Origin of the sequence: Flagellimonas marinaquae (assembly GCF_003992675.1) — a bacterium.
Classification (GTDB): domain Bacteria; phylum Bacteroidota; class Bacteroidia; order Flavobacteriales; family Flavobacteriaceae; genus Flagellimonas; species Flagellimonas marinaquae.
This window is the reverse complement of record NZ_RZMZ01000016.1, coordinates 1-15,571: the sequence shown is the minus strand read 5'-3', so window position 1 is coordinate 15,571 and position 15,571 is coordinate 1. Positions and strand designations below refer to the sequence as shown.

Here is a 15,571-nt window from a genome sequence, read left to right as displayed (position 1 = left end):
GTGTAATCCAGTATTTTTTTATCGAGTATTCTTACATTTGAACGATTATTTTTTGAATTTCCATGAGCCTTATTCTTGGATTGCTGTCCGCCATCAACCTACTTATCGCAGAGCCCGAACTGCCGAAAGATTCCTATGTGGCCTTTGTCTCCAATGGCGACTATCATATTCTCGGGAAAGATTCCCTGTACACCAGCTCAGATGGCACCTACTGGAATTCCAGGAAACATCGTTTTCGAATCAATCCCCATGAACTGGTTGCACTGAACAAGGGTGACACCACCTATCTCGTAGGCCGTGGCGGTGGTACCGTCCATAGGTTCGTCAACGATACCGTGGAGCGCATCGACCGCTCCTTTCCATGGCGGAGCAGATACTATTCCCATTTGTTTGTGCGAAAGGACCAGATCATGTCCTTTGCAGGTACGGGGCTGTTCGCCGAAAAGAACAACTTTATCTATTATGACGAACGAAAGAGGGAATGGTTCGAATACTATGCCATGAACCCAGAAGAGATTCCGCATGTTGCTGACCCTGTTGGCACATACGATGATGACGATGACAACTATACCTTCACTTTGGGACGGGCACAACGCTACAAAGGTGAGGTCTTTTATCAGCAGAACAGCAACATCTATGTCTTTGACTTTAAAGACCGCACCTGGAAAAACATCGGGAAGCTCCCCGAGGAAGTCTTCATCCCACTTTACCGAAAGGTCATGGAATATGATAAGCCCTTGGTGCACACTAATAACACACTACTGGAATTCCGTTTCGATGAGCAACGGATCCTACAGTACGATCATGGACCGATATTGCCCATCCTTGAGAATGCACAAAGCATCCTATACAACCAAGCGAAGGGCAGCTTTCTGGTGCTTGCCTCATATGGTTTCAACGTAAGGCCAAAGGTCATCGCGGAAACCGACCTTGTTGGCGGCGCATATACGGAAATCCCCTTGCAGATGAACGACACCTTCCCATGGGCCTATTCACTTATCGGGTTGTTGTCCATAGGCCTGGGCATCTATTTTTACGCCAGAAGAAAGAGGAACAGAACGATTGTCTTTAAAGACATACTCGGCCACTTGGAGGACACATTGCCCAGTGAAGATCTTAAAGTGCTCCAAAGCATTGTGGAAAAACACCCCCAGCCCATCACCTATCCAGAACTATTGGAGGATTACGATGGCTCCCTTTCCTATGAGTCCAGGGTCAAAAAGCTCAGGGAGTCCCTGAAAAACATTAATCAAAAGGCCATGGAATTCAATGGCGGGAACAAACTGCTCAGGGAAGGCAAAAGCCAAAATGACAAACGCATCAAACAAATAGGGATAGACCTCTGATATTGTAACCGAAGGCTCCAGAAATTATCATTATATCTGGACCCTTTTATTTCTGATTACATCCTCTATGGCCAACAACTCTTCATCCCCTAGCTCCCCCCTAAACTCCTTTGGGACGATGAACGCTATTTGGTCATCATAGTTTTCCGTATCCAACCAAACATTTGGGCTGTCATCGATGATATGGATTGTTCTATATTCTTTGGCCCAGTTTGGTCTAAAACGCTTATAAAACCTATCATTTTCACTCAAGCAATCGTTTCGTGACAGTAGTGCCTTAACATCAATATGCAGTTCAGAACAGATTCGGTCCGCATAATCCTCCTTGGCAGTGGTATAAACAATAATGGCCTCGTAAGTTTCATTCAAGAAGTCGATAAACTTGTCGACGTAGGGACGTTTATAGACTTTTAGGTACTCACTATACGCAAACAGCAGTTCCACTTGTTCTGAAGGTGCATAAGAACCATAGATCAAAGTATGGTCCAGATCCAGCAAACATAAATTGTTCATACGCTACATCAAATCATTAATAAATTGGATAATTTGGATACAAGTTGTGGCACTACTCCCCTACATCAAAATAGGCATTGAGAAAACCGACGATCACCGTAGGCCATATCAATAAAATAACCAAAACCTCAAAAGGTTTGGAAAGCTCCCTGTTGGATACATAAAAAAGAACGTTGGCCAAAAAGGTTATAAAAAATCCTATCGAAAGATATATTGCAATGAATGATATCATATTCGCTATTCTGTCAGTTCTTTTAGGTGTTCAAAGATCATCACCATGGCCAACGTATCCAATTCGCAATATTTCAACAAAGCTGACTTTAGTTTTCCGCGTTCCATCTCACCCATATCGGTGTATTGGGTCAAGCCATAAGCAGTGAGGGCCGCTCCACCGTTGTTGACCTCCTCTATATCGCTCTTACGCTCAAAATTCTCATCCCAATCCTCAAAAGGCTTGTCCAGTTTCTTATAAGGATCCACTACCGCTCCCTCTTCAATATCTAACCAGATATGATCTATGGGAAAGTTACTGGTCGTCATATTGATATCTGCAATTTTACGGGCGTATTTCTCCCTGATGCGTGGCGATGTCCTAAAAATAGCGGGCAGCACATCTTTTATGGAGTTACTGCCCTTGGTGTATGCATTATAATAATAGGCCTTGATGACTTCACATAAATCCACCATACCGCGGGTTGGTTTCCAAAGCTCACCCATATAATTCCTATCCTTGGGAGGACTTGTCAAAGATTTGATGAAGTTGATGAGCTGTTCCCTATCCGGTTCACTGGATCCTTCCAATTGTGCCTTGACCTGGTTCAATGTGGAATTCTCGTAAGGGGAGTATTGGAACACAGTACCATCATTATGGCTCAATGCGCTTTTCAGGGCCCTTACAAATTCAAAATTGGGAAAGACACCGGGTTCCACATTGATATATTGGTTTGCGTGTTCAACAAAGCCATTCTCATGATAGATATGGTGCGAAAACTGAAACACCACTTTTTCATAGGGCGACTGTCCCTTATGGAATGGCAGGGCAACAGTTGACGCCTCAAAATCAATGAAATTGAGCGGGAACTTCCAAGATTCCATTTCCGCTTTTAGTTCATTTCTCAATAGTTTATAGGGCAAAGCCGTGTCCTGTAAGGCCATTTCCTTTTGAAGGACTTGACGTTCGTAAAGGGTCCATCCGTTAAGTACTTGCTTGGAGTCACTTTTGGGCATCAATCGCGAGTCATCGATATCCTGCAATTTTAAAATACCCAGTTCATTGAACATCTTGAGTTTGGTATGGTGCAATTTGGTAATCTCAAAAACCGTGGCATCTTCAAAATCGGCTTCATTCCAGTTCATTTGTTTACCGAAACATTCCTTAAAACCCGATTTTTTGTCCTTTGTGCTCTCATCCGTTCTGAACTCACATTTTTTACATTCACCAAAGTTGAGGTCATGACCAATGTAGCGGTCCTCACTGTAAGCTTTGGCTAACACCGCTATTGAATCCTCAAAGGCAAAGTCCTTTAAAATCCTATGCTTTCCAGACTCTATTCCAGCTACAAGATCAGAAACGGGCACCAGTGACAGCACGGATTGCTCTGGCAATTTCAGGGTTGCAACCTGTTCGGTTATGGTTTCAATGCCCGTACGGTTTTCTTTGTTTTTTTTGATACGGAACATTTGGTTGAGCCGATCCACCTGTGCCGTTTTATCTTGGTCTGCCAACATTAAATACGGGCTCACTTTATAAGATGGCCTTGCTTTTTCGATCACGTATTTCTGGAAGGCAACGTCAAAGAGGTAAAAATTCCAGTTGGAATTGAATTTTACATCCTTCTTGTCATGTCCTTTTTTGAAAGATTTGGCCTTGACCTCTATCAAATTGATTTGGTCGCCTTTTTTCTCCAGGATATCAACACGGATAAATAAGTTGTTGTACTTGAAGGCCGCTTCAAAAATGACCACGTTGTCCTGTTCCAGATATGTATTGGTTTCCGCTACCTTGGCATCATAATCATACCTATCACCAGGCGTATCGTTAATTAAAACCCCATCAGGGTAGTGCAATCGGGCCAGCTCCTCCACTTGAAACCCACCAGATGCAAGGGCCTCCAAAAAGGGATTGTCGTCCTTTTGGTTGGCATATGCCTCCTTTTTGGTGTAATAGAGTTTGTTGGGGCATTCCAGCCCTAATTTGTAACGGGATTTGGTGAGGTAGCGCATAAAAATTAATGTATCGGGAAAACAATAATGAGCAGTTCATTTATTAATCGAAATGATCTTAACAAAAATCAGAATCAGTAGTTATTGAGTTTTATTTATTTACTCCTATATCCATTTGAAACAAAATCTATCTGATATATTTAATAATAATCAAAGTTAAAAGTCGATGTCTATCACCTTTATGACCAGTCTAAACTAAAGATTCCAATCCGTTGTTTCATCACACCCTAGGTATAGGGCATGAATATCTATTTTATTTTTCGCTTGTTTATCTACTTGTTCGTAATAGTTCTTTTTTTACAAAAAAGGTCTGTGGCACCGTACAGTCGTATTAAATTAAAAGTGGTTCACTCTCGTCCGTCGCTCCCATATCTCCGAAGGATTACCTCTTGCCAACGTTATTTTTTTCGAAGTATTCCAAGAATCCGGAAGCAATGATACCCGTAGGGATTGCAAAGAGACCAATACCTAAAACAGCAATAATTCCACCCAATATTTTTCCTAATCCTGTAATGGGATAAATATCTCCATATCCTACTGTCGTAAGTGTTGCCACACCCCACCACATTGTTTTAATAATGCTCGAAAATGATTCCGGTTGCGCCTGGTTTTCAACATAATACATTAACGCACTGACTATATAAAGTATAAAGAAAATCAAAAAAAACTTACAGTAAGCAATTCTTTTCTATCTTTCATAACTATTCGTACAATGTTGATGGCCCTGTTATATCGCGCGAGCTTAAAAATACGGGCTATTCGAAATAGCCTAAATATCCTTAAATAACGTAAATCAACCGGCAATAAAGTAAGATAGAATGGGATTAGAGCCATTAAATCAATCAACATTGAAGATGAGAGAATATGAGATAAAAAACTCCTATCGGTCTGACGATTGTAAGCAATTAAACGCATTATATACTCAACGGTAAAAATTATTGTCAAAAGAATTTCAACAACACGGAAAAAACTCCGGTGAGCCTTATAGAAATCCTTTTCGGTTTCCAATGTCAAATGAACTATGGCAATAACTATGCTAACAGTGATTAATCGATCCAAAAAGAGGGAAATCTTATGATTTCCATCAACCTTCACAATTTCTCTAATTTGTTTTATCATATCGTAGGATGGTGATATTTAATTTATAATTGATTTTCATCTATAAAACTTCTCCGGAAACGATTGCCTCCATCACTTAATTATGTTGATTGCATCAATCCCAATATATCATATTTCATTTCAATTTATTTCTTTAAACTGAGCAGGGACAAACAAAAACTATGTTTTTTCACTTTAAACATTGAAAACTAAAATTTTATAATTGTGGTTTAGATAAAATAATTTCGAAGTGCTATTGAGTTTTTATTCTTAAAAAGGAGAATTTAATCTTGGTTTATTTTTCTTAAACTTTGTGTAATATCAGTACCGCTTTTATGGTCCAACACTTGTCTAGTCATCGACAACACCCAACCATTTTGTAGTCTATTTTTTTTGGCATACTCCAGCACCGTTTCTTTTGGATATAGCATCGCCTTTAATACCTTACCTACATTATCAAATAAAACCACTGCCAAAAAATCAAAGTCCCAGGATCTGATAATTCCCAACTGAGTATTCAATGTTTTTGAAGTTCTGCGGCTTTTAACCTGGTAAAACAAATCATTCACTATAATATCAGCACTATGAGTTGAGGGTTTCAACAAATCCCCTCTTAAGTGAGCATTGATAAGATACTCGGCATACTCTCCCGTTAAATTGGAGGTCCTGCCGAGCTCAACTTTAAGTTGTTCGTGCAAAAAATTATATTTTTTCCATAAAGTTGCTATTCCATTGGTCTCCATTCTTATTGTAAATTTGGTCCTATCGCATGTCACAGAAATTACTTTTGTTTAGCAACAAAAGATCCGGTTAAACGATTTTTTCTATTGGGCTATTTTCATCCCTTCTTTTTTTGCGATTGAAATGATGTTTCCAATGTTATCTTTACCCCATTGGGTTGAAACAGCGATATCGCAATCGGATAGCCGGATTTTATCATTTTTTGATTTAACCGCATGCCGTATGTCAAGTTTACCTTTGGAATTTTTCCGCTTCGACACTGCCGAATATCCTATAATAACATGATTCAAATCACAAGTTTATCTATTAAATATATTGCTTCACTCATTCAGAGGTTAAACAAATCGCATCTTTTTATAAGAGAAGACTTTAGAAATAATTAGGGCATTTTTATAGATGGATTTAATTGATTATCAAAAGTTCAATGAATATAGTTTGCTAAGTCTGACAATAGTTTCCTATACTTCTCCTGACCCAGCTCCTGATATAAGATTGGTTCCAAAATCAAATCCTTGTTCTTATTTATGTAAAAGGATTCCTCATTATTGATTTGATAATTACGCTTTAACTCCTCGTATACGCTTTTTACCAGTCCAGAATTTTTCTTTAAGAAGACCTTAACTCCTGAATACTTTTTAGAGGGGTTCCATGTGTAAAACATTTGATTTTTTCCTTTGCCCCCTTTTGAGTCATCATAAAAGCCACATCCGCTTTTTGCCAATGACACTCTTTGATTAGGATTGTTTTGTGCTTTATTGGTAAGTACATTCCATAATGAATTCCAATTATCAATTGCTATATCATCAAATCCTTCTTCACTGAGTTGTTGTATCTTATTCTCTATTCCATTAAAGATAGTCTTATTGCCTATTTTTAACACTGTTTGTTTTGTATTGAGGTCATCATCTACATTTGTGATAGCTGCAAAAGTCAATGCTTGTTCCAATTCATCCTCCAAAGACCCTTGATATTTATCCCTTAACAAGTTTAGAAATTCCAATAACGAAAAGGCTTTTGCTTTTAAATATGGGTCTTTTTGACAGGCACCCCAAACCACTTGCTCCCACTCCTCGTCAATAAGTTCGGATTCTCCAAACTTTTCTAAATTTTTCTGAAGTTCATCCCATTCAATGCCGTATTTATTTGCAAAACCCTTATCCCAGGCAAGGAAATTAGGTTTCTGAGTCACAAGCCTGAAAATCTTAGGATACGAAATCTGTATGCCCAATATTGCAAACAGCATGAATTCATCATATTGACCATCCAACTCTTCCGAATCCAAATCACGGAGATGATTGATCAAACTAAAGGAGTTGAGATACCTCTTTAAACTTCTAGGGTTGAAACCTATGCTATAGCGTACAGCCTTTGTATATAGTTCCTTATCCTCATCCTTTACATTGATGCCCAAGGATTTCAATTTTTCGACCAAGAAATTTTCGATGTCATAAGTACCCGTTGGCATAGAAAAGGGCACCTGAATGATCTTATCAAAAAAGGAACGGAACTCTCTTTCATTCTCTTCTGTCTTCTTGCCAAACTTGCTCTCCAGCCCCTTAACAACAACATCATAGTCAATAGCGAGAACAAAAACGCAATTGGGAATATCAAAAATATTTTTAAGTGCTTCCAAAATTTCAACGGCATCACTTGGGGGAATTCTATCCAAATCATCCACAAAAAACACAACCTTCTTTATCGGGTTGTCTCCCTCGATGAGCTCACCTATCAATTCCGTTATCAAGGCCTTGATTTTTGCAATTTCCACCATGTTCTCCTCTTTTGCTGAAACAGAGGCAGCAGCATCCTTAAAATCCAAACCTGTTTTATTTACCACCACCTGATTGGCAAGGTTCCCGAGGAATTTAGCAGCTTTACCAAATTTTTCCTTGGTATCATCCTTTAAAGTCGAAACACCTCTTTCCGTACAGGAATCCTTGAGTTTTTCAAGCATGCCCCGAAGTACACCAGGCGTTGTCTCATGGGAACCTTTGAACATACTGTACTCCCAAGTATTGACCCAGGAACTTGCTATGTCCTTTTTGTTGAAATCTTCAAGTAATAATGACATGAGCGACGTTTTACCCGTACCCCATTCACCTTGCAAGCCAATAGTGATGGGTGTGTCACTTTGCGCTATGAAACTCGATAATGCTTCACTGTATTTTTGGACCTTTAATAAATCTTCTGAAAGACCAATGATAGGTTTATCTGTAATGGAACTCATATAGTATTTATTTTAAATTTCAAGATTTGCTGACATGATTTTTTCATAACTCAGAATAACTCAAATTCAATTCCGAGGTTGACTGTACTGTCCTGTCTCAACACATCGATGTAAGGAGTGGAATGAAACCTAAATGTCCAGTCAATAAAAACGTCGAATTTCTGTATCGAATAATATAGTCTTGGCTCCAGAAATACCCGATAATCCCTGGTATATGATGTATTGATTTGCCAATAAAGTGAAAGGTTGCCTGAGAATTTTTCCGAAAAACCATATTTTATAAAAGTACTTACACTATACCTCCAGTTGTTCACTTGTTGCACTGTGTTCAAATTCGCATCGTACAATTCGTCCTCAAAAAACAGACCCAATGACAAATCCCAATAATTATCTTCTTTTTGGAATACCCTATGCCGATATCCTCCGCCTGTTATATAACGGTGATTCATTCTAAGGGATTTGATATTTTGTCCTTGAACAAATGCAAAGATGGAATGTTGACCCAATCTATAATTGTATCTTAACTGTCCTGTGAAATCCGAAGAAATTTGTATTCCATTCTGCTCAATATAATCGTAATTGAAAATAAGTCTTAATAGATTTTTGTCAAGTGACTTGGAAATTTGTTGTGCCGTACTGAATTGAATCAGATCAATGTTGCCAAAATTCATATCTCCCCTTATATTCATGTGATATGAAAATTTGTCATCCAGGGCTGACATCATATTTTCAGTATTGATAATGGTCTGGGTATATCCCATATACCCAAATTCCATTAAAATAATAACGCAAAGTCTCCTGAAAGTGATGCTTATCATTTAATTACGATTTTGCAAATCTTGAAATTTGAAAATAATGGACAGGCATCGGGACAAACCATTGATAGCTCAATTCTTGGTTTCTCATTTTGATACTGTTTTTATTGAAAGTCTTCTATTTAAAAAAGGCATATGTTTCAGGTTACATGTTATCGGAATATGATTCTCCCGGTTCATCATACTTTATGAAAGTCCAAGGGAACCCGGTCCACCAAAAATGGTTAGGATAATAGCAATGGGAATTGAAATCAACAATGATTTAAATATGACAGAAACAATCTTAATAATCCCTACGTTGGAAGGTCTTGTTCCCTCCTTGAATCTTTTATCCTTGACAACCATCACACTACTTACCCATACAACACTAATACCAACGGCTGCATATTGGTAATTATCCAAAAAACGAGTGAGGATTTCTTCCATATTTATTTTTTGCTACTATCCATTTTATCCTTGAACAATTCCATCAACCTACGCTTCTCTATTTGATAGTACTCAGCATAGGAATAATAATTTGAACTTCGGTTAAGACCATCGGACCATCCTTTGGCGGTTGTGTAATCATTATTCACTTGAAAAGGGCTCGGTGCTGATGAGGGATGTACTATTTTGGGAATCTTGATGGCCGCCGAATCCATCTGGCCCATGTGGATATGGACCTCTATTTCAGAAATAATGCTCCGTAACCTTACATCCAGTTCAGCATCCTCGTTCTTCGAACCGTCCTTGGTTCCACACCCGACCAACATAACCAGTCCTACATATAACATTGTAAAGAGTCGTACTGGTTTCATGATGTAATTCATGATTCTATAGTTTTCCTTTTGCATAATCAAACTTTCTCAGATAAGCGTAAAAGATCACTATATAATTCGCTTTCTAGGGTGCCCAAATCAACCCTGACCTTTGCTATGGCCATATACCTGTCCAGTTCAAATTTGATTTGTAATCTGTCAAGGGATTTTGGTTTTTGGGAAATTCCATCAACCAAGTGATTCCCGACCGAATTGATCACATCGCCTCCAGGTATAAATTTAGTTGACGTTTTCAAGGCCTTTTTACCCGCCTTAGCTCCCATCCTGGTAACCCATCCCAGTTTCTTCTCCTCTTCCTTTACAATTTCCGCTGCCTTACCGAATAAATCTGTTGACTTTCTCAACATTTTTTTATGATTTGCATCGCTTTTCTTTAATGGAAATTCTTCGACTATGCCCTCATAGGTTCCTATCTCCAATCTTGAGATCCAATTACGAATCCTGAGTACCAACTCATCGTTCGAAATTTCAAAATCACATTTGTCCTCCACAAGGCATCCCAATTGCAAAAGGTAAAAATCAATTTCATCCACATTGTCTTCCTTGGTACACATTCTTTTGATCAATCGAAGCTCCTCAGTGGTAATAACCCCGTCGGAAGCCGCCATATCTATCATGGACTTAATTTTTTCTGTCATTTTAAAAGTTTTACATAAATTTTATTTTTCTAGCATCTTTATTAGCTATTTCAGCAATACCAAAGTTGTACAATCGCTTGGCCTGGCTTTTGAACAAACATTTGGCAATTACATTGCCACCATATACCTTAAAGTAAAGGTCCGCACCTATCAAATGGGCATCTAGATGGATGTTTCTAATATTTTTAAACGGAATGATTTCTCTATCCACTCCGATTAAATATTTATTGCGTTTAGATACTTCGATGATTTGGGATTCTGTATCAATTCTTATGCGCCAAGGGGTGATAATATCCATAAATGATTCTCCAAAAAACAAGCTGCTTAACCAGAATGACCTAGCTGATAAATTTGAAATTTGTGTCATTTTTTTGTGTTGTTAAGATTTTTCGAAAACTACCTTAGCCTTCTCATGGACTCCCTTGCTCTTTTCATTTCCTCTCGATATTTCGAAATACGTCCTCTATGGTGTTCCATTTTTGTTTTCAACGATTCGATTTTCCGAGCATAGGACTCCCATTCCTTCGATTTTCGAGCACGGATAGCTTGCCTATTCGAAGCCGAAGCCGCATTTTTTATGAGGAGGCGGTAACGGTCAGCGTCCCTACTCTTGCTCAATCTCAATTTGGAAATACGTTCCCTTATCAGGGATATCTTTATTTTTTCCTTTTCAATTCCGCGCTTTTTTAGCTCAATGGCACGTTTGTAAGTTTCTTTGCCCATATTTAGAAAGTATATTGGAGACTTATGGTCATAAATCCCCAATATACCTGCATTTATTTACCGGATGCGGACAAACTAATGTCGTTCTTTGCCAATGAGGAGTCATCTGGGGTAGCCACTTGAACTTTGATTCCAAATTTTTCAAAAACCCTTTCTTCGAAGGTACTCACGTGCATATTACCACTTACCTCGAAATCCCCTCCTTTGGAATCTCCTTTTCTAATAGATGCCAAAGTGGCGTCATCATCCGCAAAGGCTTTTCCGTTATAGACCCGAAGTGTAGATCCGTAAGCATTTTTAAAGTCTTCCTTTAAAGACTTTACTTTCATTCTCCCAGAAATTTTAAAATCTGCCATAATTTTACTTTTAATTAAAAATTTAGTTGCTATATCAACTGTAATGATTGCATGATATGTTGCAAATCTTACGTCTTATTATTTTCGATAGTACCTTGACCTAATGCCACAAGAAAGAAATTCGAAATGAGGTTGAGGATAATGGATTAATACCGCCTCTTTACGAAATCAACTTTGGTAGATTAGTTCAGGGATACCTAAAATGCTTTTTTGTCCGTATGGTTATAATGTTCACCAATTTCATAAACATATATCCTATGGAAAGGGATATAGTCCACTCCAGTATGGTGAACACAGTATCATCCAGCACCACTTTTGATGCATATAGACCCCATAAATTGCTCCAACCCCTGACCTCAAAAAAAGATAGCATCAGATTGGAGGTAATTGCACCCACAATGAAACCTAACAATGAATTGAAAAGCTCATTGATGATATATAAAGCAGCTCTTTTAACCATAATATCACAGTCGTTTTTTGTGCTAATCCCCCCTAGATGCATCTCCAAGTGAAATATTATCGTCAACCAGCTTCTTCGCCTCTTTATCCTTAATCTGGACCTTTACACCATATGTGGTTTGAAACGCCTTCTCCACATCCTTGACTTTCATGCTGGCCCGTATTTTAATCTCTGCATCACTTTTAACTTGGATTGCCGAAGAGGTCTTTTTGTTCAATCCTGCGAGTGTCAAATTGTCTTCGGCTATCAGGTTGCCTTTATAAAACACCAATGACAGTCCAAAAGCCTTTTTGAAGTCATTTGAAATAGTTTTCAGCTTTTTATTGGGGGCAATCGTAAATTCCGCCTTGTTGAAATGATCTTTAAAAGTGTTAAGTATTCCCATTTTTTAGATTTAAATAATTAATTTTCTGTTACAAGTAAGCATCCCGACCGAATAAATAAATTGGAGCTTCGAGATTACTGAATCTATGCAGTTTTAAGGTTGTCCAATCTAAAACAAAAAATATATCAACCATTGAATTTTTAGTGGAATACAGTGTATTCCAGTATTTTTTAATTTTTCCTTACCCATCGCATATAGGTTTCAGGATAGATTATCGGTGAGCTGTAGCCTCTCGGTTTGGCCTGCTTAATGCTTTTATGGATGTACCTATCCCGTATATCTTTAAAAGCAACCCTCCCATTGAAACCAAAACCGATATAAGGTTTTCCGTTTCGGTCCGTTCTTTCTTTCTCATACCATTCCTCGACTTCGAAAACCTCTCGTATCAATCCACGGTGCTCGCTCAGAACATACCGGTAATTTTTGGGCCGCCAGTCTGCCATTTTCCAAATTTCCTTGGTCGCCAAATAAATGGAATCCACTCCATCACCCCGATTGTAGTTTTTATTGATATTGATAATGATGCAGTCCTCTCCGATCCGGGTCACAGGAGCTGCATTGTACAGAGCAATAATCTCGTCCGAGGTCATCAGCCCCTTTTCTATGGAATTAATGCCGCCCTGTATATTGCCTCGGGTAAACTTGTTAAAGGAGGGAATAAATCTAAAGGTGTCTATTAAGCTTGCCTCTATCGCAAAGGCAGTGGTTTCATTCAATCCATGCCTAACGATGACATGCTTTACATTCTTGGGGCCGATACGTTGTATCTCATCATATTTGAGGCTTTCGTTCTCCTCGTCGATTTCCTGATGGATATGCGCGAATATACGGTCATCCTTGCCTTTGCCGACATAGAAGGGTTCATCCGTTTCGGGATGTATCAGCAAGTAAACGTAATACTTGAGCTGCGATTTGGTTTTTTCGTCGAACATAGCATATTAACCAGGTTGTACTTCATCATAGGTTAAATTCGTTTGGGGATTTTAAAACTATTGCATTTTAATTTCAAATTGTGTTCATTTGCTGTTCACTTTTCTTACAATTATGGCATATCTCTTCTTAAGTGTACTGTCCTTTGCCATCAACAATGTATTATGGGCCAAGTTTGCGCCCGGTCAGTCCCCACTCTCGCTCATTGGAAAAAGGGCCATCTTTACTTCCCTTTTTATGGGGTTGATTCTATTTCTAGCAGCAACCATCAGTATAAAATTCACCTTGAGCTTATCCGATATCCCACTTTTGTTCTTGATCGGCCTCCCTGGCTTTATGGGGCTCTATTTTTTGGTACAAGGGTTCAAAAATGGAAACATCCTCCAATTCTCTATATACAGTTTGCTCTTCACCTGTGTTGTAGGGGCAATTGGCGAGCAATCGGGCCGAGTGGATATCTTGGGGCGGGCGGTCCCCTTCATTTTAGTTGTCCTTGGCTATCTGCACTTCACCTTGTTTCAGTTTAGGAACACCTCAAAGATATCTATGGTGATACGACCGCATCTCTATTTTTTGGCCGCACATCTTTTTTTAGGGATTACCCTGTTCCTACAATGGCATTATTTGACGTATGTTTCAGGTATTGTATTGGGGCTTTCCCAAGAAATCGTGGTTATGGCCATGGCTTTTGCACTGGTATCGTTCCATCCTAAAAACGCTCCCAAGTCCCCGCCCCTTTCATGGTATTATTATGGGATATTGGCATTGCCCATCAGTATTGCCGTTCTGTTGGGATTGGAAGGACTGCGCTCCACACATCCCTTCCACTCCGCAATGATAGGCCTGTTGACACCGATTACCACCGTGCTCCTCGGCCATATCTGGGGATTGGAAAGGGCAAATGCCAAAGCCCTTCATGGACTGGTCATCATGAGCATAGGATTGTTATTTTTTTATGTATGGCCCACCTAAGAACAATTTTTTGACATGGAAAGATACCATTCCAGACTTCGCAACGATATTGAAAAAAAAGTAGGCTTCAAAATCCTGACCACCACCGATGCAAGGGCATTGTCGGACCTGTTGTTGGCCCAAGGGAACCTATCCCTTAGTCTAAGCACTTTACGTAGATTTTGGGGCTTGATTTCTTCCCGTCGGCCCAATGCCCATACATTGGACGAACTAGCCCGTTTTTTGGGATATCTCTCGTTTTCCGATTATGTCAGATCAAAAAACAAAAACCACCAATGGTTCAACGATGCCGAGATGCAGCGCCTCAAACATAAGTCCCGGTTGGAACCGGGAGATTTTGCGTTTTTGGTCCAACAATACAAACAATATAATTCGGTCTATTATGTTTCAAGTCTTTTTGAACATGCGGTGTACCTCGAAAACTGGGACAATGCAAAGGACCTTTTTGAGCCTCTTAATATCCCCTTCTTAAAAGCGAATGTGGACGTGACCGAATATACGGCCAAAATGGCCTATTTGGTCTTCCAGTTCATTAACCAAGTCCCCGAGACCTTTTTTGAAGGGATTCGCAAAAACTTGGTTTCCTGTAAAGAGTTTAGGTACTATTGCATTTATATCTATGTCGATATCATCAACCTCAACCACCGGTATGGAAAAATAATAAAGACCGCCCAATCATTAGATATCGATTTTGAGGAACAGCTTTTCCTTGATCTGATCCATGGACTGAAACAATATCTGAACACAGGGACGGCACCTCCCGTACACCGAGAGGAAAAGGAACTGGACCATCTGCCGGATGTTCTGGTCGGCAGGTATTACGGTTATCGATTGCTTTACGCTAAAATCGAAGGAAACCCTAACGATGAAAACTTCCATTGGCAATGTTTTCTGGACCGAATGGATAACAAGACCGATCTTCGACAATATCTACACGAATTCATACACCACTTGATGTTGGCCAGGGACTTGGAACGCTTGGCATTTATACTGCAAACCTTTTACGAACCCATTTTTGACAAGCACCATTTGCACAGTTATCTGGATATTTTTCTGTTCAACCTCATGGATATTATGGTCAGTTATTGTTCCGGGGAAATCAAAAGGGCACAAATCATTTTCAAGGATTTGAATCTGGAAAGGATCAAATACGGGTCCTACTGTGACTACTATCTTATTTTTTATGCCATCATAGGATACCATTTGGCGGAAACGCAAAAAGAAAAGACCAGACACTTGAACAACTACCGAAATCTCACTGAGCTTTCAAAATTTAGCCTGTTGGACGATGCATACTTAAAACGTTTTTTGATAACGGAATAACCC

20 protein-coding genes are annotated in these 15,571 nt (G+C 39.2%); 3 read left to right on the top strand and 17 right to left on the bottom strand.

The genetic code is table 11. From position 1 onward, the window contains the following. The first annotated feature begins 62 nt into the window (after positions 1-62). Complete coding sequence (locus EO130_RS13775; RefSeq protein ID WP_127142120.1) at positions 63-1,346, top strand: LPXTG cell wall anchor domain-containing protein; 1,284 nt, start codon at positions 63-65, stop codon at positions 1,344-1,346. A 30-nt stretch (positions 1,347-1,376) separates the two neighbouring features. Here EO130_RS13775 and EO130_RS13770 read toward each other — a convergent pair whose 3' ends face one another. The 17 genes from EO130_RS13770 to EO130_RS13690 form a co-directional block, all read right to left on the bottom strand. Continuing rightward, entirely contained in the window at positions 1,377-1,859 is a 483-nt protein-coding gene (locus tag EO130_RS13770) for an HAD family hydrolase (protein WP_127142119.1), read from the bottom strand. A gap of 52 nt (positions 1,860-1,911) precedes the next feature. Then, positions 1,912-2,091, bottom strand: a complete 180-nt coding sequence (locus EO130_RS13765) for a hypothetical protein (RefSeq protein WP_127142118.1) — start codon at positions 2,089-2,091, stop codon at positions 1,912-1,914. Positions 2,092-2,096: 5 nt separating this feature from the next. Continuing rightward, a complete protein-coding gene (locus tag EO130_RS13760) occupies positions 2,097-4,082 on the bottom strand; it encodes a DUF2779 domain-containing protein (RefSeq protein ID WP_127142117.1) in 1,986 nt (661 codons plus the stop codon). A 382-nt stretch (positions 4,083-4,464) separates the two neighbouring features. Further along, positions 4,465-4,743, bottom strand: coding sequence for a potassium channel family protein (locus tag EO130_RS15655; RefSeq protein ID WP_262707329.1), 279 nt, complete (start codon positions 4,741-4,743; stop codon positions 4,465-4,467). Further along, on the bottom strand, positions 4,740-5,201 hold the full coding sequence (locus tag EO130_RS15725; protein ID WP_127142115.1) for an ion transporter: 462 nt from the start codon (positions 5,199-5,201) through the stop codon (positions 4,740-4,742). The genes EO130_RS15655 and EO130_RS15725 overlap by 4 nt, the downstream gene beginning before the upstream one ends. A gap of 263 nt (positions 5,202-5,464) precedes the next feature. Next, positions 5,465-5,923, bottom strand: a complete 459-nt coding sequence (locus EO130_RS13745) for a hypothetical protein (RefSeq protein ID WP_127142114.1) — start codon at positions 5,921-5,923, stop codon at positions 5,465-5,467. A gap of 419 nt (positions 5,924-6,342) precedes the next feature. After that, positions 6,343-8,148, bottom strand: coding sequence for a KAP family P-loop NTPase fold protein (locus tag EO130_RS13740; protein WP_127142113.1), 1,806 nt, complete (start codon positions 8,146-8,148; stop codon positions 6,343-6,345). A 50-nt stretch (positions 8,149-8,198) separates the two neighbouring features. Beyond that, positions 8,199-8,966, bottom strand: a complete 768-nt coding sequence (locus EO130_RS13735) for a DUF481 domain-containing protein (protein ID WP_127142112.1) — start codon at positions 8,964-8,966, stop codon at positions 8,199-8,201. 183 nt (positions 8,967-9,149) lie between these two features. Next, complete coding sequence (locus EO130_RS13730) at positions 9,150-9,389, bottom strand: hypothetical protein (RefSeq protein ID WP_127142111.1); 240 nt, start codon at positions 9,387-9,389, stop codon at positions 9,150-9,152. Between the two features lie 2 nt (positions 9,390-9,391). After that, entirely contained in the window at positions 9,392-9,772 is a 381-nt protein-coding gene (locus tag EO130_RS13725; RefSeq protein ID WP_127142110.1) for a hypothetical protein, read from the bottom strand. A gap of 26 nt (positions 9,773-9,798) precedes the next feature. Then, positions 9,799-10,419, bottom strand: coding sequence for a hypothetical protein (locus EO130_RS13720; protein WP_127142109.1), 621 nt, complete (start codon positions 10,417-10,419; stop codon positions 9,799-9,801). Positions 10,420-10,429: 10 nt separating this feature from the next. Further along, positions 10,430-10,786, bottom strand: coding sequence for a hypothetical protein (locus EO130_RS13715; RefSeq protein ID WP_127142108.1), 357 nt, complete (start codon positions 10,784-10,786; stop codon positions 10,430-10,432). A 29-nt stretch (positions 10,787-10,815) separates the two neighbouring features. After that, positions 10,816-11,142: a hypothetical protein gene (locus tag EO130_RS13710; protein ID WP_127142107.1), complete on the bottom strand. Its 327-nt coding sequence runs from the start codon at positions 11,140-11,142 to the stop codon at positions 10,816-10,818. A gap of 53 nt (positions 11,143-11,195) precedes the next feature. After that, positions 11,196-11,471 carry a hypothetical protein gene (locus EO130_RS13705; protein ID WP_241244366.1) on the bottom strand — a complete coding sequence of 92 codons (276 nt, stop codon included), beginning with the start codon at positions 11,469-11,471 and terminating at the stop codon, positions 11,196-11,198. A 214-nt stretch (positions 11,472-11,685) separates the two neighbouring features. Continuing rightward, complete coding sequence (locus tag EO130_RS13700) at positions 11,686-11,958, bottom strand: hypothetical protein (RefSeq protein ID WP_127142105.1); 273 nt, start codon at positions 11,956-11,958, stop codon at positions 11,686-11,688. A 22-nt stretch (positions 11,959-11,980) separates the two neighbouring features. Then, positions 11,981-12,343 (bottom strand): hypothetical protein, encoded by a 363-nt coding sequence (locus EO130_RS13695; protein ID WP_127142104.1) that lies wholly within the window; start codon positions 12,341-12,343, stop codon positions 11,981-11,983. Between the two features lie 170 nt (positions 12,344-12,513). Beyond that, positions 12,514-13,275, bottom strand: a complete 762-nt coding sequence (locus EO130_RS13690; RefSeq protein ID WP_127142103.1) for an LEM-3-like GIY-YIG domain-containing protein — start codon at positions 13,273-13,275, stop codon at positions 12,514-12,516. A gap of 112 nt (positions 13,276-13,387) precedes the next feature. Here EO130_RS13690 and EO130_RS13685 point away from each other — a divergent pair, with 112 nt between their 5' ends. Together EO130_RS13685 and EO130_RS13680 are read left to right on the top strand one after the other, a co-directional pair. After that, positions 13,388-14,245, top strand: coding sequence for an EamA family transporter (locus EO130_RS13685; protein WP_127142102.1), 858 nt, complete (start codon positions 13,388-13,390; stop codon positions 14,243-14,245). Positions 14,246-14,260: 15 nt separating this feature from the next. Continuing rightward, positions 14,261-15,568, top strand: coding sequence for a hypothetical protein (locus EO130_RS13680; RefSeq protein WP_127142101.1), 1,308 nt, complete (start codon positions 14,261-14,263; stop codon positions 15,566-15,568). Positions 15,569-15,571: the final 3 nt, after the last annotated feature.